Raw genomic sequence first — 18,668 nt, forward strand, 5'->3', positions numbered from 1 at the left:
AGGAAACACTAGAGCGAAAGTCGTCGTCGCCAGCAGCGCCGCCGCCCTCGTTCAGTGAGTGGGCTTATAATCCCACCCAACGAACCAAGTCAACACACCAACTGTAAAAATTCTGACATTTTTGTAAGTGATTGATTTTAAACATCATTTTTAAAAGATGAGGCGAAAGCTGGGAAATTTGACCCGATCGAGCACCATTTCCGGATTCATTTTACTTCCTTGGACGGAAACACCCAGGAAACGGCTTTCAAAGAGGCAGACTCAAGCTCCCATGGGGTCGCCGAAGGGCCTGCATTGCCAGTTTCGCGCCCAGGACCTAATAGAAACCGAGCTATTGAAGGAGTGGAGAATGCTGGTCCTCGACGAAGAACAGACGCGCGCAGCACTTGCATGGCCGGCGCTGATCGATGCGATAGCGGCGATGTTTGCCGATGGTTGCGTCATGCCGGTCCGACATCATCACGATATGGAGGTTCCCGGCGAAAGTGACGCGACGCTGCTCCTGATGCCCGCCTGGCTGCCGGGACGCTATATGGGCGTGAAGATGGTTTCGGTGTTCCCGGGAAATGCGGCGCGTGCCCTGCCGGCCATCTTCGGAACCTATCTTCTTTCTTCGGGCCAGACGGGGGAGATGCTGGCGGTAATCGATGGCGGCGAGCTGACGGCGCGGCGCACGGCGGCGGCCTCGGCGCTTGCTGCCCGATATCTTGCGCGCGAGGATGCCGAGGAGTTGCTTGTGTGCGGCACCGGACGACTGTCGCTCAATCTGATCCAGGCACATGCCACGGGCCGGCCCTTGAAGCGGATCGGCATATGGGGGCGGGACCGCGAGAAAGCAGCAGGCATCGCCAGGGAGGCGCAGGCGCTCGGCCTGGCCGCGGAGCCCGTCGCGGATCTGCAGGCCGCGGCTCGCAGTGCCGACATCATTTCCTGCGCGACACTATCGGGTGCACCGCTGATCCAGGGGGAATGGCTGAAGCCGGGCGCGCATCTCGATCTCATCGGCGGTTTCAAGCCGGATATGCGCGAGGCCGACGATACGGCGATACGGCGGGCGCAGGTGTTTGTCGACACGCGTGCCGGCGCGATGAAAGAGGCCGGCGACATCACCCAGCCCCTGAAGAATGGCGTATTGGCAGCCGACGACATCCGGGCCGAGCTCCGTGAGCTGGTGAACGGGGCGCATCCCGGACGGACCGATGACGCGGACATAACCCTGTTCAAATCGGTGGGCGCGGCGCTCGAGGATCTCGCCGGCGCGATCCTTGCCTATGAATATGTGCGGAGCAGGCAGGCGTGACGCATACAACGCCCTCATTGCCCGACCTGCCGGTCTCGCATGTGCTCGCCGATATCGGCGTTGCCCTTGCAGAGCATCGGCGCGCCGTCCTCTCGGCACCGCCCGGCGCCGGCAAGACGACGCTGGTGCCGCTCTTCCTGTTGGGGCAGGCATGGCGCGATGACGGCAAGATCATTGTTCTGGAGCCGCGGCGGCTGGCGGCAAGGGCAGCGGCGGCCCGCATGGCATCGCTTCTCAACGAACAGGTCGGCGACACCGTCGGCTACCGCATGCGGCTCGATAACCGCGTCTCGGCCAAGACCCGTATCGAGGTGGTGACAGAAGGCGTGTTCGCGCGGATGATCCTCGACGATCCCGAACTATCGGGCGTTTCCACTGTTATCTTCGACGAATTCCACGAACGCTCGCTGGATGCGGATTTCGGCCTGGCACTGGCTCTCGACGTGCAATCGGCGCTGCGTGAAGATCTGCGCATCCTTGTCATGTCGGCAACGCTCGACGTGGAGCGTGTCGCGACCCTGCTCGACCATCCGCCCGTCATCGAGAGCATGGGCCGCAGCTTTCCGATCGACATCCGTCATCAGGACCGGCCGCCGGGTGAGCGGATCGAGGATACGGTGACGCGAGCGATCCTCGACGCGCATGCGTCGGAACAAGGCTCTATCCTCGCCTTCCTGCCGGGACAGGCGGAAATTACCCGCACGGCGGAAAGGCTGGAGGGCCGGTTCGGCACTGCCACGATGATCGCGCCACTTTACGGCAATCTCAGCCAGAAGGAGCAGGACGCGGCGATCCGGCCGGCGCCGCAAGGTACCCGCAAGATCGTGCTGGCGACCTCGATCGCCGAGACGTCGATTACCATCGACGGCGTGCGCATCGTCATCGATAGCGGCCTGCAGCGGCTGCCCGTCTTCGAAGCCTCGACCGGCATCACGCGGCTGGAAACGGTGCGGGTATCGCGCGCCTCGGCCGATCAGCGGGCCGGCCGCGCCGGGCGAACCGAACCCGGTATTGCCATCCGGCTGTGGCACCCCGGCCAGACGGCGGCGCTGCCCGCCTTCACGCCGCCGCAGATCCTCTCCAGCGATCTGTCCGGCCTTGCGCTCGACCTCGCACATTGGGGCGTGCAGGATCCGGCCGCGCTCGCCTTTGCCGACCAGCCGCCGGCCACGACGCTTGCCGAGGCGCGGGCGCTGTTGCGGCAACTGGGTGCGCTCGACGCGGAAAACGGGCTGACGGCGCGGGGCCGGCTGATGCGCGAGCTGGCACTGCCGCCTCGGCTGGCGGCGATGGTGATCTCAGCCGCCGATTTCGGCCAGGCGCGCGAGGCCGCATTGCTTGCCGTGCTGCTGACCGAACAGGGACTTGGTGGACAGAGCATCGACCTGGAAGAACGGCTGCGGCGCTTCAAGACGGAAAAGGGCGAACGCGCCGAGGCAGCGCGCCGGCTGGCCGGAAGGCTTGCCTCGGCGGCCAGCGGCAAAGGGACTGCCGGCTCAACGCCACCGTCTTTGGCCGGCTCGCTGCTGCTGCATGCCTTTCCCGATCGCATCTCGCTGCAGCGCGGCGGGCGTGGGCGCTTCGTGATGGCGAACGGGCGCGGCGCCGAACTGCCGGAAACCGAGCGCCTTGCCGGTTCCCAGATGCTTGTCATCGCCGATCTGACCGGCCGCGCGGCACAAGCGCGTATTCTTGCGGCAGCCGAGATTTCCCGCACCGATGTCGAGGAGCATCTGCCGGGCGAGATCCGCACCGAGGATCAGAGCTTCTTCGACAAAGCCAGCCGGCAGGTGCGGGCGCGGCGCGCCACGCGGCTCGGCGCGATCATCTTTGAGGAAACGCCCCTGCCGCGCCCATCCGGCGAGCAGGCGGCAAAGGCGCTGGCCGAGGGTATTCGCGAACTTGGCATCGGCGTGCTGCCATTTCCCAAGGAAACGGCGCAGTTGCGCGCGCGGATAGGCTTTCTGCATCGCACGATCGGCGAGCCCTGGCCTGATATGGGCGACGACGCCTTGCTCGCGCGGCTGGACGAGTGGTTCACACCCTTCCAGGCTGAGGCTCGCGGACTTTCCGACATTTCCGCCGGCGGGCTTTCCAACGGGCTGATGTCGCTGGTGCCGCATGAGCTGCAACGCGATCTCGGCCGGATGGCACCCACGCATTTCGAGGCGCCGACCGGCCAGCGCCATCCCATTCAATATGATGGCGAGGAGCCGCTGTTGACCATCCGCGTCCAGGAGCTGTTCGGGCTGAAACAACATCCTGCCATCGGCGGCGGCCGGTTGCCGCTGGTGTTGGAGCTGACGTCGCCAGCCCATCGCCCGATCCAAACGACGCGCGATCTGCCCGGGTTCTGGGCCGGATCCTGGCGGGATGTGCGCGCCGACATGCGCGGCCGCTACCCGAGGCACCCCTGGCCGGAAGATCCGGCGGATGCCTTGCCGACGACGCGCGTCAAGCCAAGGGGAACCTGACGATGGCACGCTTCTTCCGCGGACTGGAAAAACTTTCCGATACAGAGATAAAGGCGCAGGATGACCACCATAGCAGCCGGCGACTGAGGTTGCAGACGCTGGTTCGCCTGCGCTGGCTTGCCGTCGGCGGCCAGACGGCGACGGTGACGATCGTCGCCTTCTGGCTGAAATTTCCGATGCCACTCTTGCCATGCTACGTGCTGATCGCTTGCCTTGCCTGGATCAACTTCTTCCTGACCCTGCGTTTTCCACCGACGCACCGGTTGGAGCCGCCGGCGGCGTTTGCGCTGCTCGGCCTCGATCTTCTGCAGCTCTGCGGGTTGCTGCTGATCACCGGCGGGCTGACCAATCCTTTCTCCGTGCTGGTCTGCGTGCCTGTCATCATTGCCTTCGCCTCGCAGCCGATCCGCTACAGCATGACGCTGATCGTGCTGGCGATGATCTGCATCACCGGCCTTGCCTTCTCGCCCTTCCCGCTGCCCTGGTATGATGGGGTTGCCACGAGCGTGCACAACGTGATGCAGCTGGGAGTCTGGTGCTCCATTGCCTCCACCATGGCTTTTGCGGCCTTCTATGCCTATCGCGTCTCCATGGAAGCATCGCAGCTTGCCGACGCGCTGTCGGCGACGGAGCTGGTGTTGCAGCGGGAAAAGCACCTGTCGCAGCTCGATGGGCTGGCGGCGGCGGCGGCGCATGAGCTTGGCACGCCGCTTGCGACCATCAGTGTCGTCGCCAAGGAGATGGAACGAGAGCTCAAAGAGGACGACCGTTTCCGCGAGGATGTGGCGCTGCTGCGCAGCCAGAGCGAACGCTGCCGCGATATCCTGCGGCGGCTGACCACGCTCTCCTCGGAGGACGAGGCGCATATGCGGCGGCTGACCCTGTCGTCGATGATGGAAGAGATCATCGCCCCGCATCGCGAGTTCGGGATCACGCTGCAGCTGATCGAAAAGAGCCCGCGAGCCGGCGAGCCCGTGCTGAACCGCAATGCCGGCATCATGTACGGTCTTGGCAACCTCATCGAGAACGCCGTCGACTATGCCCGCCAGACGGTGACCGTCACGGTGGAGTACAGCGCCGATACGCTCACGATCGTCATCGAGGATGACGGCAACGGCTATTCGCCGGAGATCCTGACGCGGATCGGGGAACCTTACGTGACGACGCGGCAGCGCGACGACACGGCTGGCGGCCTCGGGCTCGGCCTCTTCATCGCCAAGACGCTGCTGGAGCGCTCCGGCGCGGCGCTCGCCTTCGGTAATCGCGATCCGGAAACGCCGGGCGCGCGCGTGCGCGTCGAATGGCCGCGCATGTTGATCGACAGTAATTCGACAAAATGATTTTCACGGCTTAAAACAGCGGTCGTCAAATTGGTGGAATATGCAGGCGGATGGTCGCCGGGATAGAAGATAGAATGACGGATAAAGAGCTTGCCGCCTCGCGTGCCGGGGACAAGGATGCCGCAGCCCATATCGGCACGGATGCGACACTGCTGATCGTCGATGACGACGGCCCCTTCCTGCGCCGGCTGGCGCGCGCGATGGAAATCCGGGGCTTCGTGGTCGAGACGGCGGAATCGGTGGCGGAAGGTGTTGCCAAGACCAAGGCCAACCCGCCGCAATATGCAGTCGTCGACCTCCGGCTCGGCGACGGCAACGGCCTGGATGTCATCGAGGCGATCCGGCAGCGACGCGACGATACGCATATCGTGGTGCTGACCGGATACGGCAATATCGCGACGGCGGTCACGGCCGTGAAACTCGGTGCGCTCGACTATCTCGCCAAGCCAGCCGATGCCGACGATATCTACGCGGCGCTGACGCAGCGCCCGGGCGAGAAGGCGGAAGTGCCGGAAAATCCGATGTCGGCGGACCGGGTGCGCTGGGAACATATTCAGCGCGTCTACGAAATGTGCGAGCGCAATGTTTCCGAGACGGCCCGCCGCCTCAATATGCATCGTCGCACGCTGCAGCGCATCCTCGCCAAGCGCGCACCCAAGTAGAAGGCCCTTCGCTTACGCTCCGCGTGCTCGACGCTAAAGCTCCTCGCCCCCATCATCCGCCCCTGGATTGATCGAAGGGCTGTCACCTTCTCCCCGAGGGGAGAAGGTAAAATCCTTGCCCGTTGCCCATTCAGCAAGCATCAGACGCTGGGCGGCGGTGCGGGAGAAATTCAACGTCACCGACTTGCGCGTCGCCGGCGGCAGCCGATGCTCCGGCGCCTCGCGGATCATGTGGGCGCCATAGCCGTCCGACAGGAAGAGCCCGCAATCTTCCGGGAAGATATCGAGCGGAACGTCCTTGTGCGTCGCAAAGTACAACCGGTCGCAATGCAGGCGGTAATCGGGCCATTTGCGGTCGACGCGGAAATCCTCGATCGAGGTCTTGATCTCGATGATCCAGATTTCGCCCTTTTCGGAAAGGCTGACGAGGTCGGCCCGGCGGCGGCTCGCTAGCGGCAACTCCGGCAGGACGGCATGACGCATCTCGTGCAGTAATAATTGCACGCCCTTGCGTACAAGCATAGCTCGTTCCGACTGCCTGCCATCTATTAACGGATTGTTATTGTAAACGTTCAAAATCGTCATGAATTGCCTCAGGGACGGGGCAAGCATTGTTGCAAAAAAACCATGTCCCTCTAATTTGCGCGCCGGAGCTATTTTTGAGCCCAACAGCAGCTTGCAAAGCTTAGTTTAATGGAAAATAAACCGTAGACAAAGATGATTGATAGTCATCCATCCCCTGCCACGAAATTTCAAGAGTCCTCCATGCGCATCCGTAATGCTATGACCGCACTCGGCCTTGTCGCAATGCTCGCGTCGGCTGGCTATGCCACCACTGCCGCAGCCGCGCCGTCCGCCACCGCAAACTCCGCAGCCGATACCATCAAGACTTTCGATGGTGACTACGGCATCACCAATGACAACGGCTTCGAACTGCCGGCGATCCCGATCCAGAAGGTGAAGCCGCAGTTCCGCCGCCAGATCGTTGCCTATAAGTCCGACGAGGCTGAAGGCACCATCATCGTCAACACGCGCGAGCGTCATCTCTACTACATTCTCGGCAACGGCGAAGCGATGCGCTATGGCATCGGCGTCGGCAAGCAGGGCTTCTCCTGGTCCGGCACGGCCTACGTAGCCTGGAAGCAGGAATGGCCGAATTGGCATCCGCCGAAGGAAATGGCGGTCCGCCGTCCGGAAATCGCCAAGTATGTCGATGGCGGCATGAATCCCGGCCTCTCGAACCCGCTCGGCGCGCGCGCCATGTATCTCTACAATGACAAGGGCCAGGACACGCTGTTCCGCCTGCACGGCACGCCGGAATGGGCTTCGATCGGTACCGCTGCTTCCTCGGGCTGCATCCGCCTGATCAATCAGGACGTCATCGATCTCTATAGCCGCGTTCTGCCGGGCCGCAGCACCAAGGTCGTCGTCATCCAGTAATCATTGCTGCTATTCAGATTGAAAAAGGCCGCCGGATATCCATCCGGCGGCCTTTTTGTTCGAGAAAGCGGGGTGATGCTATGCCGTCCCACCCGCCCTCGTCCTTCGAGGCTCCGCCTTCGGGTGCGCACCTCAGGATGAGGACTGATCTTTTCCGCTGGCCGTAGGACTCTCCCCACCTCATCCCGAGGTGCCTTGCCGTCAAAGCATCAGCGCAGACGACGAGGCCTCGAAGGATCGAGGTGGCCTCTGAGCAAGAGACGGTATCACCCTGCCTGCCTTGCCTTCAGCTCGATACGGCGGCGATGCAGCACCGGTTCCGTATAGCCGTTCGGCTGCTCGCGACCCTTGAGCACGAGATCGAGCGCCGCCTGGAAGGCGATCGAACCGTCAAAATTGCCGGACATGGCGACGTAGAGCGGATCGGAGGCATTTTGCTGGTCGACGACGGCAGCCATGCGCTTCATCGTCTCGACGATCTGGGCCTCGGTGATGACCTTGTGGTGCAGCCAGTTGGCCATGTGCTGCGCCGAGATGCGGAGTGTGGCGCGATCCTCCATCAGGCCGATATTGTTGATATCGGGCACCTTGGAGCAACCGACGCCCTGGTCGACCCAACGGACGACATAGCCGAGGATACCCTGACTGTTGTTGTCGATCTCGCGCTGGATTTCCTCCGGCGTCCAGTTCGGCCGCGAGGCGACCGGCACCGAGAGGATATCGGAAAGCTTGGCGCGGGCGCGGCTCTTCAGGCTCTTTTGGACATCGGCGACATTGACGCGGTGATAATGGGTCGCATGCAGTGTGGCGGCCGTCGGCGACGGCACCCAGGCGGTGTTCGCTCCGGCCTTCGGATGGGCGATCTTCTGTTCCAGCATGGCCGCCATCAGGTCCGGCATGGCCCACATGCCCTTGCCGATCTGAGCGTGGCCGGAAAGGCCGCATTCCAGGCCGATATCGACATTCCAGTTCTCATAGGCCGCGATCCAGGCGGCCTGCTTCATGTCGCCCTTGCGGATCATCGGTCCGGCTTCCATCGAGGTATGGATTTCATCGCCGGTGCGGTCGAGAAAGCCGGTGTTGATGAAGACGACGCGCTCGCCGGCGGCGCGGATGGCTTCCTTGAGGTTGACCGTGGTGCGGCGCTCCTCGTCCATGATGCCCATCTTCATGGTGTTGCTTGGCATGCCGAGCACGTCCTCGACGCGCGAGAAGATCTCGACGGCGAAGGCGACTTCTTCCGGTCCATGCATCTTCGGCTTGACGACATACATGGAGCCGCTGCGCGAATTCTTGCGGCGACCGTTCGGACCGATGTCATAAAGCGCGATCAGACCGGTAATGACAGCGTCCATGATGCCTTCCGGGACCTCGTTGCCATCGCGATCGAGGATCGCCGGATTGGTCATAAGGTGGCCGACGTTACGTATCAGCATCAGCGAGCGGCAGTGCAGATCGAACGTGCTGCCGTCCGGCGCCGTGTAGGCTACGTCGGGATTGAGCCGGCGTATGAAAGTCTTGCCACCCTTGGCGACTTCCTCTGTCAGATCGCCCTTCATCAGGCCGAGCCAGTTGCGGTAGACTTCCGCCTTGTCCTCGGCGTCGACGGCGGCGATGGAATCCTCGCAGTCCATGATCGTGGTGATCGCCGATTCCAGGCGGACGTCGGAAATATTGGCCGGATCGGTCTTGCCGATCTCGGTGGCGGTATCGATGACAACTTCGATATGAATGCCGTTCTGCTTCAGCAGGATATGGGACGGGGTGGCCGCATCGCCGAGATAGCCGGCAAAATGGCTAGCATCCGCCAGCGCTGCGACGCCGCTCTTGGTCGTGATCGCCAGAGCGCCATTGTTCACGGCAAAGCCGCTGACATCCTTCCAGCTTACGCCGGTAAGCGGCACGGCGGCATCGAGGAAATCGCGCACCCAGGCGATGACCTTTTCGCCGCGCTTGGGATTATAGCCCCGGCCCTTCTCGGCGCCATCGGTCTCGGGGATGGCATCCGTGCCGTAAAGCGCGTCGTAGAGCGATCCCCAGCGGGCATTGGCGGCATTGAGCGCATAGCGGGCGTTCATGACGGGAACGACGAGCTGCGGGCCGGCAATATGAGAGATTTCCGGATCAACATTGGCGGTCGAGACCGTGAAGGCCGGGCCTTCCGGCACGATATAGCCGATTTCGCGCAGGAAAGCCTCGTAGACGGCGATATCGACCGGCGCGCCATTCTTGCGATACCAATCGTCGAGCGCCGCCTGCATCCGGTCGCGCTTGGCGAGCAGCTCGCGGTTCTTCGGCGCGAGATCGTGGACGATTTTGGAGAAGCCGGCAAAAAAGGTGTCGGCATCGATACCAGAACCCGGCAATGCCTCCTTGACGAGGAAATCATAAAGTACCGGTTCGATCTGCAGCCCGTTCTTCTCAATACGGCTCATGCCAAATACTCCTCAAGGCCGTTTCACGGCTCAATTTTCACATGCTGCCACTTTGCTCACGGTTTCGCTTTCCGTCAATTTGGCAATAGTTAGAAAGATTTATGCGCCGTCGGAAACAATCAGTCCATGGCAATGCGAGGACGCCCGCTGGCGGTTGCGATGAAACGTGCCTCGATCAGCTTGCGGCTCCCCTCGACCTCCGGTGCGTCCACCTGCTCATCCATTGCCACCACGAGATCCACGGCGCCATTGAGCCGCGCCTGCGCCATCGCAGCCTCGACGGCCCGCGCCCGCGCATCGGCAAAGCTCCTGTCCTCATCGGTGAACCGCAGACTTTCGCCGGCTCCGTTCAAAACGTAGATACCATCTTCCGGCATGGTGACGAAGACGGTGGCGCTGGCTCGCACCTGGCCGACAACGGCGCCGACCGCATTGGCCACATCCGAGTGAGCAGGAATGGTGGTTTCGCTCGCCAGCATCGCGGCGATAGCGGGATAGTAGACCGGTGCCGAAGCGCCGAGCCCGATAAGGGGGCGGTCAAGCGAAACAGCGAAGCGAGCAATCCCCGAGGCGCGGCGAAGGGCGCGATCGATCGAGATCGACCTGGCCGGATCCAGATCGGCAACGCCGTCCTCGGCAAGACAGGCGGCAAGAATGACCTCGGCCGATTGGCGGGTAAGGCGATTGACGATCTTCTGTGCCAATTCCTCGATGGAAGAGGCGATGGCGCGTCCGGAGCCATCCTTCAGCCGCATCGCCAAGGCCAACCCAAGCTGCGCAGCTTCCGCATTCCACTGGTTCTGCCGACCCAGCACATGCATGGCATCCGACGGCGTGAGACCACTCAGATGCACTAGCCCCCGCGCCACCAGCCGGTCCAGAGTAGCCTTCTGCGAGGTTACGGTCAGAAGCTTGTCGAGTGCCAGGGGAGTATTGCCGATCCTGTCGAATAGCGCCTGTTCGAGCGGCGTGAGGCCGCTCGCCAGATGATCCGGCACGCCGGTGCGCATGGCGAAGCGGCCGGCATTGCGGGCAAGATGCGGCGCACGCAATTGCTGCTCCAGCACGTCAAGCACGGCCTCGCCATGCGCATGGGCGGCAAGGCTGAGCGGCAGCAGGCGACGCGGCCCGAGCTCGAAGCCAGCGACGAGGCCGCGATCGTTGATCTTCACCTCCGAATCGCCGCCAAGGCCATAGGTGCGCATCGCGACGGCCTCGACCATGGTGCGATAGCCTCCGACAACAGCGCCATCGGCGTCGAGCCTCGGCCGGCCGGCATCCATGATGGCAACGTCGGTGGTCGTGCCGCCGATATCGGAAACGACAGCATTGTCGAGGCCTGTGAGATAGCGCGCGCCGACCAGGCTCGCGGCCGGGCCGGACAAAATGGTCTCGATCGGCCGAAGCTTGGCCTCGGCAGCCGAAATCAACGCTCCATCGCCACGAACCACCATCATCGGCGCAGCGATGCCGCGCGTTGCCAGAAACCCTTCGCAGGCACCGACGAGACGATCGATCATCGATACCAAACGGGCATTGAGCAGCGTCGTCAAAGCCCGTCGCGGGCCTCCGAGCTTGGAGGATAGCTCGTGGCTGCAGGTAACAGGCAGATGCGACAATTCGCGGATACGATCGCGCACCCTGATTTCATGAGCCGGATTCCGCACGGCGAAATAGCCGGCAATGGCGAAGGAGGAGACCGTCTTTGCCAGTTCCGGCAGTGCGTCTTCCAATGCCGTCAGATCGAGCGGATTTTCGTTGCCGTGAACATTGTGGCCGCCCGGCAGAAACAGCACGGGATCGGACCCGAGCGCTTCCGCCAGGCCATCGCGCTTCAGATCATCGGGACCGAAGCCGATCATGACCAGCCCGGCGCGACCGCCCTGCCCTTCCACCAGCGCATTGGTGGCGAGCGTCGTCGACAGCGAAACAAGGCCGATCGCCGTAACCGGAACGCCGGCATCGGCAATGACGGCATCAACGGCGCCGGCGATGCCGACGGCCAGATCGTGCCGCGTGGTCAGCGATTTCGCCTTGGCGATCACACCATCGGTTTCATGGAAGAGAACCGCATCGGTATAGGTTCCACCCGTGTCGATGCCGAGCAGCAAATGAGACGTCACTGATCAATTCATCCTTGGGGATTGAGGTCGAAGCGGCAAGCGCGAAACCTATCTCGCCCTTGGCGGGCGAGAAAGCAAAAACTTAGGATTAGGCAGGGGCTTGTCCGCCGTCTAATTCTTAGTCTTTGCAAGAGAGGGGGCAGGTGGGGCGCGGAGAATCTCGACAATAGGCAAGATACGGACCCCCGCTCTTGCAATTTCAATGGCTTAGAAATTGCACCGAGATTTTGAACGTATAGAACTCCTGTTTCGCAATTCCTAAACCAGTGAAATTGCTTTCTCGCCGCCAGGGGCGAGATAGGCCCCGCATTCTCAGCCGCTGGCCCTTCGCTTCCGCTCCGGGCGTTCGTCACTGCAATCGATTCACCGGATCGATTGCTTCGGCTATGCCGAACCGTTCCTCACCGTAACCCGCATCGGCAAACCACCGCGCGGCTGGGTCGTCAGCTTCTGCACCGGCCAGGGATCGGTCTCTTCAGTCGTGTCGAAGCGGAAGCGGCGCATCATGACCGCAAGAGCGATGACCGCCTCCTGGAGGGCGAAGGTGGCGCCGATGCAGACGCGGGGACCGGCGCCGAAAGGCAGATACTGGAAACGGTTGATCTTGCCGCGGTTCTCCGGAAGAAAACGCTCGGGCATGAAGGCCCGCGGCTTTTCCCAATAGAGCTCGTGGCGATGTAGCGTCCAGGGCATGATCAACACGGTGATCCCCTTCGGGATCGTCACGCGCTCGCCCTTCGTGCTCGTCCATTCGTCGTCGGCGATAGCGGCACGGTTGATCGAAGGCGCCGGCGGATAGAGGCGCATCGCCTCTTCGAAGGCGGCACGGACATGCGGCATCAGGTCGAGCCAGGCGACGGGCTCGGCATCTGTTGCCAGCACCCGGTCGATTTCCTCTTCCATGGCTTCGCGGATATGCTGGCTGTTGGCAACGCAGTAGAGCGTCCAGGCAAGCGCGCGGGCCGTCGTCTCATGACCGGCGCCGATGAAGGTGAGGATATTATCCTCGATCTCCTCCATCGTGAGCCCGTCAGGACCGGCCTTTTCCAGAAGCAGCGTCAGGAAATCATCCGGCGCGCTGGCGCGATCCCTGCGCATCTTGTCGAGACGCTGGTTCATGGTATTGCGGACGATGCCGCGAAACTTGTCGAGCATCTTCTGGCCGCCGATGCGGGTGACGCGCGGCACCCAGGCGGGCGCGCGCAACAGATCCATGGGATCGACGCGCCCCATGCGATGCAGCAGCTCGTTGACATCGTCGGCAAAATGCTCGCTTTCGGTGACGATCTCACCGGAAAACAGCGTCTCGGCCAGAATGGCGAAGGTGAGCTCGGTCATATCGGCGGCGATATCGAAAGTCGCGCCCTTGTCGCCGACACCTTCGTATTTATACACATATTCCAGGCTCTGACTCAGCATCTGGCCGGCAAAGCCCTGGGCGTGGCGTGGCGTGAACACCGGTGCCACGGCCTTGCGCGAGCGCTTCCAGACAGGCCCTTCCGCGGTCAGCAGCCCATCGCGCAGGATCGGCCGGAGCACGAGCTGGCGGATATCGGCCATGCGGTAGTTGGCGGCGTTGTCGACCAGGATATGCTTGATCAGGCCGGGATCGTTGACGATCAGCGTCCTCTCGTTGAAGAATTTGGTCTTGATCCAAGGCAGCGTATAGGAGGGCTCGCCCCACAATTCGAGCGGATTGCGCAGGATGGTACGGATGATCGTCAATCGCGATGGCGGGACGGTGCGCGGGACCGGCGCGGGCGGAGAAAAGGCTTCCGGGATCATGTCCATGAGATCAATTCTCCTCGAAAGCCGGGCTCCTGCTTGGCCCATGTGGCCTGAACGGCATCAGACACCCGATATGGTGAATGCCGCCAGCAAAATCTAGAGAAGCGACTTCAGGTCACTCAGCTTATCATTGATAAGCCAGCCATAGTAATTTTCCTCCGGCCAGACCGGCTGCGCGGCGCCGCGGTTCTTTGCAGCAAGTGCTGCGGCGCGCTTGCGGGTGTTGCCGAGATTGTAGAGCGTCGCGGTGATGCCCGGATTGCCTGATATGTCCATGCCGGCGATCGAGCGATAGTCGTCGATGGACTTGCGGATCGATGCGGCAACGAAGGCCAGCGACAGGTCGGGATCCATGATGGCCTTATAGACGCCGCCGGCATCCTTCTCATCCAGCTTCGGAATGCCCGAGGTGCTGCTGACCAGATCGGATAGCTCAAGTGCCGTCAGCGGATTGACCTGGCCGAGGCCGAAGGTCTGACCGGCATAGAAGGGCTGGAAGAAAACCGCACTGAAGCGATTGTCGGGATAGGATTTGCCGCCGACCGTCTTGCCGCGGAAATCGTCTTCCCAGACATCGTCTCGGCAGGTCCAGAGGCTGTAGGAGTCCCTCTTGCTCTTGCAGACGTCGAATTGCGGCCGGGTGATGAAATCGTCGACACTTTCGCCGTCATAGGCGAAGCGGAAGCTCTGGCCGGCATAGGAGGCAGCCTTGACGTAATAGGACTGCAGACCGTCATACGCATCGACGTTGTAGGTGTGCTCGCCGACGAGCGCGCCGATGATATGGATCGGATCGATGCCATAGGCGCGTGCCGTCGACTTGATCTTCGACATCAGCTTGGTGTCGGTCGCCAGCAGCTCGCGGACTTTCTGGTACTTGCGGTCGAAGGTCGAATTCGTGCCTCGGGTGCGGCGCACGGAGGCGCCGGGAACCGGCGGCTGCTCGGCATTTCGGTTACCGGGCGGCACCGCGACTGCCGCTTCCGCAAATGCGGGCATCCAGGAGAAGCTGGCGACCGCCAGAAGAAATATGATCAGTATGCGTCGCAAGATGGCTGTCCTGTCGAAGTTTCAACCGATGTTTCCGTGCGGCTGCCTGACGGATAAACTTGGCCGAATAAAGCCATCCGACACAAAGAAACGGGCCCCTAACTAAAAAGTTAACGGCCCGCTGTCGAGTGCTTACTGTTTTAAATCGCCTCTGCCAGCCTGCTACAGAATGAAGCGGGAGAGATCGGTGTTGTTGGCGAGATCGCCGACATGCTCGCGAACATAGGCGGCATCGATGGTCACCGATACGCCGGCGCGGTCCGAAGCGTTGTAGGAGATCTCATCAAGCACGCGCTCCATGACCGTCTGCAGGCGGCGTGCGCCGATATTCTCGACTGTGGAGTTCAGATGCACGGCAACATCGGCAAGTGCGTCGATGGCGTCGTCGGTGAAATCGAGCTTCAGGTCTTCCGTTTCCATCAGCGCCTTGTACTGGCGGATGAGGCTGGCTTCCGGTTCGGTCAGGATGCGGCGGAAGTCTTCCTTGGTCAGCGGCCGGAGCTCGACGCGGATCGGCAGGCGGCCCTGCAGTTCCGGCAGGAGATCCGAAGGCTTCGACACGTGGAACGCACCGGAGGCGATGAAGAGGATATGGTCCGTCTTGACCGGGCCATACTTCGTCGAAACCGTCGTGCCTTCGACCAGCGGCAGCAGGTCGCGCTGCACGCCTTCGCGGGAGACGCCGGCGCCTATGCCGCCGTCGCGGGCCGCGATCTTGTCGATTTCGTCCAGAAAGACGATGCCGTCATTCTCGGCGGATTGCACGGCTTCGCGCTGGATCGCCTCGTTGTCGATCAGCTTGTCGGATTCGTCGCGCACCAGTTCCTTGTAGGAATCCTTGACCGTGGTGCGCACCTTCTTGGTGCGGCCGCCCATGGCCTTGCCGAACATTTCCGACAGGTTGAGCACGCCGATATTGGCGCCGGGCATGCCGGGGATTTCGAAGCCGCCGGGCATGCCGGAACCGGTGTCGGCAACTTCGATGTCGATTTCCTTGTCATCAAGCTGACCGTCGCGCAGCTTCTTGCGGAAGCTGTCGCGCGTCGCCGGCGATGAAGTCGCGCCGACCAGGGCGTCAAGCACGCGTTCCTCGGCGCTCATGTGCGCTTTGGCCTGAACCTCGGCGCGCTTCTTTTCGCGCACCAGGCCGATGCCGACTTCGACGAGATCGCGGATGATCTGTTCGACATCGCGGCCGACATAGCCGACCTCGGTGAACTTGGTGGCTTCGACCTTGATGAAGGGCGCGCCGGCCAGCTTTGCGAGGCGACGCGAGATTTCCGTCTTGCCGACACCGGTCGGGCCGATCATCAGGATGTTCTTGGGCATGACTTCGTCGCGCAGATCGGGCTCGAGCTGCTGGCGGCGCCATCGGTTGCGCAGGGCGATCGCCACGGCGCGCTTGGCCTCATGCTGGCCGACGATATAACGATCGAGTTCGGAAACGATCTCGCGGGGGGAAAAAGTGGTCATTTCGTGTGTTTCCCGTCAGGGCTAGAAACTATCAAGAGAGGAAATTAGGCTTCGGCGTCGAGCGTTTCCACAATCACGTTGTGATTGGTGTAGACGCAGATGTCAGCGGCGATATCGAGGGCGCGGCGGGCGACATCCTCAGCGGATTTGTCGGTATCCATCAGCGCACGGGCGGCCGCAAGCGCGAAATTGCCGCCGGAGCCGATCGCCATGGCGCCGTGTTCCGGCTCGAGCACATCGCCGTTGCCGGTGATGGCGAGCGTCACGCTCTTGTCGGCAACCAGCATCATGGCTTCGAGGTTGCGCAGATATTTGTCTGTGCGCCAGTCCTTGGCGAGCTCAACGGCTGCGCGCATCAACTGGCCCGGATATTGTTCCAGCTTCTTTTCAAGGCGCTCGAGCAGGGTGAAGGCATCGGCGGTCGCGCCGGCGAAACCGGCGATGACATCGCCCTTGCCGATGCGGCGAACCTTGCGGGCATTGCCCTTCATTACGGTTTGGCCAAGGCTGACCTGGCCATCACCGGCCATCACGACCTTGCCGTTCTTGCGAATAGTCACAATTGTCGTCATTTAACACCTGTTTGCCCCCGTTCCGGCGGGCTTTCTGCCGGGCCGCGTTTCGGCCCCGTCAGCACCTATGTAAGAGGGCTTTTGACGATTGCAAATGGCAGCCAAGCCGGATCAATGCAGACGAGCCGGCTAAAGACGCAAGCCCGCGCGTAACTTCTGGATATTTCTCGATACGCCTGATAAGGAACCCGCGTATTCCGATGGAGCAGCCCATGGCAGAGACCCCAGCGAGCCGCACGGCAAGCGTTTCCCGCAAGACCAACGAGACTTCCGTCTCCGTGTCCGTCAATATCGACGGCAGCGGCAAGTCGACGATTTCGACGGGTGTCGGCTTCTTCGACCATATGCTGGAACAGCTTTCGCGACATTCGCTGATCGACATGGAGATCGACACCAAGGGCGACCTGCATGTGGACGACCATCATGCGGTCGAGGATACCGGCATCGCCATCGGCCAGGCCATCGCCAAGGCGCTGGGCGACCGGCGCGGCATCACGCGCTATGCCTCGATCGACCTTGCCATGGACGAGACGATGACCAAGGCGGCCGTCGATCTCTCGGGCCGGCCCTTCCTTGTGTGGAACGTCAGCTTCAGCGCCCCGAAGATCGGCACGTTCGACACCGAACTGGTGCGTGAGTTCTTCCAGGCTTTAGCGCAGAATGCCGGCATCACACTGCATGTTCTCAACCATTATGGCGCCAACAATCACCATATAGCCGAGACATGCTTCAAGGCCGTTGCGCGCGCATTGCGTACCGCAACCGAGATCGATCCGCGGCAGGCAGGCCGGGTGCCCTCGACGAAGGGCACGCTCGCCTGAACCCCAACCTGGGGAAGTGAAGAAATGGCAAGCTATCTGATTTTGACTCCACCCGGAGCGGCGAACCGATCCGAAGTATCGGACCGGTATCGCGACGGTACGCGATTCATCCGCGACGGCTTTTCCTGGAAGGCCTTCCTGTTTCCGGTGCTGTGGATGCTTTTCCATCGTTTGTGGCTGCATGCCGCCGCCGCTTTTCTGTTGCAAGGCCTTGCCTTGGAATTGATGCGCCAGCCGGGCCTGTTTGCCGCCGGCGCAGCCATTCTGCTCGGCGTGCATGTTCTGGCAGCCCTCGAGGGCCCGTATGCGCTCGGCCAGCGGCTTATGGACCGCGGGTGGAAAATGGAAAATCTCGTCTCAGCGCATGATCTGGCGACGGCGGAGCAAATCCATTTTTCCCACATCGAGGACGAACCGCAGCCGGATATCCATTCGAAAAATTGGGATATCTCGGCTAACAACAGCAATTCCAGCCGTTCCGGTCCGAGCTTCGGTCTTCCCGGCTATGACGGAGGACGCTGACGATGCGCGTCGCAATTATCGACTATGGTTCCGGCAATCTGCGCTCGGCCACCAAGGCTTTCGAGCGGGCTGCCCGCGAAGCCGGCATCGATGCGGACATCGACCTCACAAATGATGCCGAGCGCGTCGCTACCGCGGACCGTATCGTGCTTCCGGGCGTCGGCGCCTATGCCGATTGCCGTCGCGGGCTCGATGCCGTTTCCGGCATGGCGGAAGCCGTGATCGATGTCGTGGAACACAAGGCCCGCCCCTTCCTCGGAATCTGCGTCGGCATGCAGCTTATGTCGTCGCGCGGGCTGGAAAAGACCGTTACCCAAGGGTTCGGCTGGATCAAGGGCGACGTCAAGGAGATGACCCCGAACGATCCCAGCCTGAAGATCCCGCAGATCGGCTGGAACACGCTGGATATCCGGCATCCGCATGCGCTCTTCGACGGGATTCCGACCGGGCCGGACGGGCTGCACGCCTATTTCGTCCATTCCTATCATCTGGCCGCCGACCATGGCGAAGACGTCATCGCCACCACGAACTATGGCGGACCAATGACCGCCTTCGTCGGACGCGACAATATGGCCGGCTCGCAGTTCCATCCGGAAAAGAGCCAGAAACTCGGCCTCGCCCTGATTGCCAATTTCCTGCGCTGGAAGCCGTAAGGCTCGCGCTCCAAG

At 62.1% G+C, this 18,668-nt stretch carries 15 protein-coding genes; 8 read left to right on the forward strand and 7 right to left on the reverse strand.

Going from position 1 to position 18,668, the window contains the following annotated elements:
* The first annotated feature begins 349 nt into the window (after window positions 1-349).
* The 4 genes from FHT29_RS29580 to FHT29_RS29595 all read left to right on the forward strand — a co-directional run bounded on the left by FHT29_RS29580 (window position 350) and on the right by FHT29_RS29595 (window position 5,776).
* Window positions 350-1,300 (forward strand): ornithine cyclodeaminase family protein, encoded by a 951-nt coding sequence (locus FHT29_RS29580; RefSeq protein ID WP_047559264.1) that lies wholly within the window; start codon window positions 350-352, stop codon window positions 1,298-1,300.
* On the forward strand, window positions 1,297-3,774 hold the full coding sequence (gene hrpB / locus FHT29_RS29585; RefSeq protein ID WP_047559267.1) for an ATP-dependent helicase HrpB: 2,478 nt from the start codon (window positions 1,297-1,299) through the stop codon (window positions 3,772-3,774). The genes FHT29_RS29580 and hrpB overlap by 4 nt, the downstream gene beginning before the upstream one ends.
* Window positions 3,775-3,776: 2 nt before the next feature.
* A complete protein-coding gene (locus FHT29_RS29590; protein ID WP_168600812.1) occupies window positions 3,777-5,114 on the forward strand; it encodes an ActS/PrrB/RegB family redox-sensitive histidine kinase in 1,338 nt (445 codons plus the stop codon).
* 74 nt (window positions 5,115-5,188) lie between these two features.
* A complete protein-coding gene (locus FHT29_RS29595; protein WP_037195497.1) occupies window positions 5,189-5,776 on the forward strand; it encodes an ActR/PrrA/RegA family redox response regulator transcription factor in 588 nt (195 codons plus the stop codon).
* A 33-nt stretch (window positions 5,777-5,809) separates the two neighbouring features.
* On the opposite strand, the gene FHT29_RS29600 is transcribed toward FHT29_RS29595, so the two are convergent.
* The gene (locus tag FHT29_RS29600; RefSeq protein ID WP_047559276.1) at window positions 5,810-6,361 is read right to left on the reverse strand and encodes an MmcB family DNA repair protein; all 552 of its coding nucleotides are present in this window, start codon (window positions 6,359-6,361) and stop codon (window positions 5,810-5,812) included.
* 180 nt (window positions 6,362-6,541) lie between these two features.
* Between FHT29_RS29600 and FHT29_RS29605 the strand changes: the two genes are divergently transcribed.
* Window positions 6,542-7,216: a L,D-transpeptidase gene (locus FHT29_RS29605; protein WP_037195499.1), complete on the forward strand. Its 675-nt coding sequence runs from the start codon at window positions 6,542-6,544 to the stop codon at window positions 7,214-7,216.
* Between the two features lie 266 nt (window positions 7,217-7,482).
* On the opposite strand, the gene FHT29_RS29610 is transcribed toward FHT29_RS29605, so the two are convergent.
* The 6 genes from FHT29_RS29610 to hslV all read right to left on the reverse strand — a co-directional run bounded on the left by FHT29_RS29610 (window position 7,483) and on the right by hslV (window position 16,657).
* Window positions 7,483-9,651 (reverse strand): malate synthase G, encoded by a 2,169-nt coding sequence (locus FHT29_RS29610; RefSeq protein WP_047559278.1) that lies wholly within the window; start codon window positions 9,649-9,651, stop codon window positions 7,483-7,485.
* A gap of 119 nt (window positions 9,652-9,770) precedes the next feature.
* Entirely contained in the window at window positions 9,771-11,774 is a 2,004-nt protein-coding gene (locus FHT29_RS29615) for a hydantoinase/oxoprolinase family protein (protein WP_047559280.1), read from the reverse strand.
* A gap of 384 nt (window positions 11,775-12,158) precedes the next feature.
* Window positions 12,159-13,565: a cytochrome P450 gene (locus tag FHT29_RS29620; RefSeq protein WP_047559281.1), complete on the reverse strand. Its 1,407-nt coding sequence runs from the start codon at window positions 13,563-13,565 to the stop codon at window positions 12,159-12,161.
* A gap of 93 nt (window positions 13,566-13,658) precedes the next feature.
* Window positions 13,659-14,612 (reverse strand): DUF1402 family protein, encoded by a 954-nt coding sequence (locus tag FHT29_RS29625; RefSeq protein ID WP_037195507.1) that lies wholly within the window; start codon window positions 14,610-14,612, stop codon window positions 13,659-13,661.
* A 162-nt stretch (window positions 14,613-14,774) separates the two neighbouring features.
* Complete coding sequence (hslU, locus tag FHT29_RS29630; RefSeq protein WP_037195508.1) at window positions 14,775-16,085, reverse strand: ATP-dependent protease ATPase subunit HslU; 1,311 nt, start codon at window positions 16,083-16,085, stop codon at window positions 14,775-14,777.
* 44 nt (window positions 16,086-16,129) lie between these two features.
* The gene (hslV, locus tag FHT29_RS29635) at window positions 16,130-16,657 is read right to left on the reverse strand and encodes an ATP-dependent protease subunit HslV (RefSeq protein ID WP_034481393.1); all 528 of its coding nucleotides are present in this window, start codon (window positions 16,655-16,657) and stop codon (window positions 16,130-16,132) included.
* Window positions 16,658-16,869: 212 nt separating this feature from the next.
* Here hslV and hisB point away from each other — a divergent pair, with 212 nt between their 5' ends.
* Genes hisB through hisH form a run of 3 tightly spaced genes read left to right on the forward strand, consistent with a single transcriptional unit; the run spans window position 16,870 to window position 18,653 of the window.
* Complete coding sequence (gene hisB / locus FHT29_RS29640) at window positions 16,870-17,478, forward strand: imidazoleglycerol-phosphate dehydratase HisB (RefSeq protein WP_047559495.1); 609 nt, start codon at window positions 16,870-16,872, stop codon at window positions 17,476-17,478.
* A gap of 24 nt (window positions 17,479-17,502) precedes the next feature.
* Window positions 17,503-18,000, forward strand: coding sequence for a DUF2628 domain-containing protein (locus FHT29_RS29645; protein ID WP_047559291.1), 498 nt, complete (start codon window positions 17,503-17,505; stop codon window positions 17,998-18,000).
* 2 nt (window positions 18,001-18,002) lie between these two features.
* Window positions 18,003-18,653, forward strand: coding sequence for an imidazole glycerol phosphate synthase subunit HisH (gene hisH, locus FHT29_RS29650; protein ID WP_047559300.1), 651 nt, complete (start codon window positions 18,003-18,005; stop codon window positions 18,651-18,653).
* Window positions 18,654-18,668 lie beyond the last annotated feature (15 nt).

The organism is Rhizobium sp. SG741 (assembly GCF_012275435.1).
In the GTDB taxonomy this organism is placed as follows: Bacteria; Pseudomonadota; Alphaproteobacteria; order Rhizobiales; family Rhizobiaceae; genus Rhizobium; species Rhizobium lusitanum.

Bases quoted from the DNA above. Each gene is read 5' to 3' on its own strand.
- FHT29_RS29580 (WP_047559264.1), top strand. From the start codon at position 350: ATGCTGGTCCTCGACGAAGAACAGACGCGCGCAGCACTTGCATGGCCG.
- FHT29_RS29595 (WP_037195497.1), top strand. From the start codon at position 5,189: ATGACGGATAAAGAGCTTGCCGCCTCGCGTGCCGGGGACAAGGATGCC.
- FHT29_RS29620 (WP_047559281.1), bottom strand. From the start codon at position 13,565: ATGGACATGATCCCGGAAGCCTTTTCTCCGCCCGCGCCGGTCCCGCGC.
- hslU (WP_037195508.1), bottom strand. From the start codon at position 16,085: ATGACCACTTTTTCCCCCCGCGAGATCGTTTCCGAACTCGATCGTTAT.
- FHT29_RS29605 (WP_037195499.1), top strand. From the start codon at position 6,542: ATGCGCATCCGTAATGCTATGACCGCACTCGGCCTTGTCGCAATGCTC.
- hisH (WP_047559300.1), top strand. From the start codon at position 18,003: ATGCGCGTCGCAATTATCGACTATGGTTCCGGCAATCTGCGCTCGGCC.
- FHT29_RS29590 (WP_168600812.1), top strand. From the start codon at position 3,777: ATGGCACGCTTCTTCCGCGGACTGGAAAAACTTTCCGATACAGAGATA.
- hisB (WP_047559495.1), top strand. From the start codon at position 16,870: ATGGCAGAGACCCCAGCGAGCCGCACGGCAAGCGTTTCCCGCAAGACC.
- FHT29_RS29600 (WP_047559276.1), bottom strand. From the start codon at position 6,361: ATGACGATTTTGAACGTTTACAATAACAATCCGTTAATAGATGGCAGG.
- FHT29_RS29610 (WP_047559278.1), bottom strand. From the start codon at position 9,651: ATGAGCCGTATTGAGAAGAACGGGCTGCAGATCGAACCGGTACTTTAT.
- FHT29_RS29645 (WP_047559291.1), top strand. From the start codon at position 17,503: ATGGCAAGCTATCTGATTTTGACTCCACCCGGAGCGGCGAACCGATCC.
- hslV (WP_034481393.1), bottom strand. From the start codon at position 16,657: ATGACGACAATTGTGACTATTCGCAAGAACGGCAAGGTCGTGATGGCC.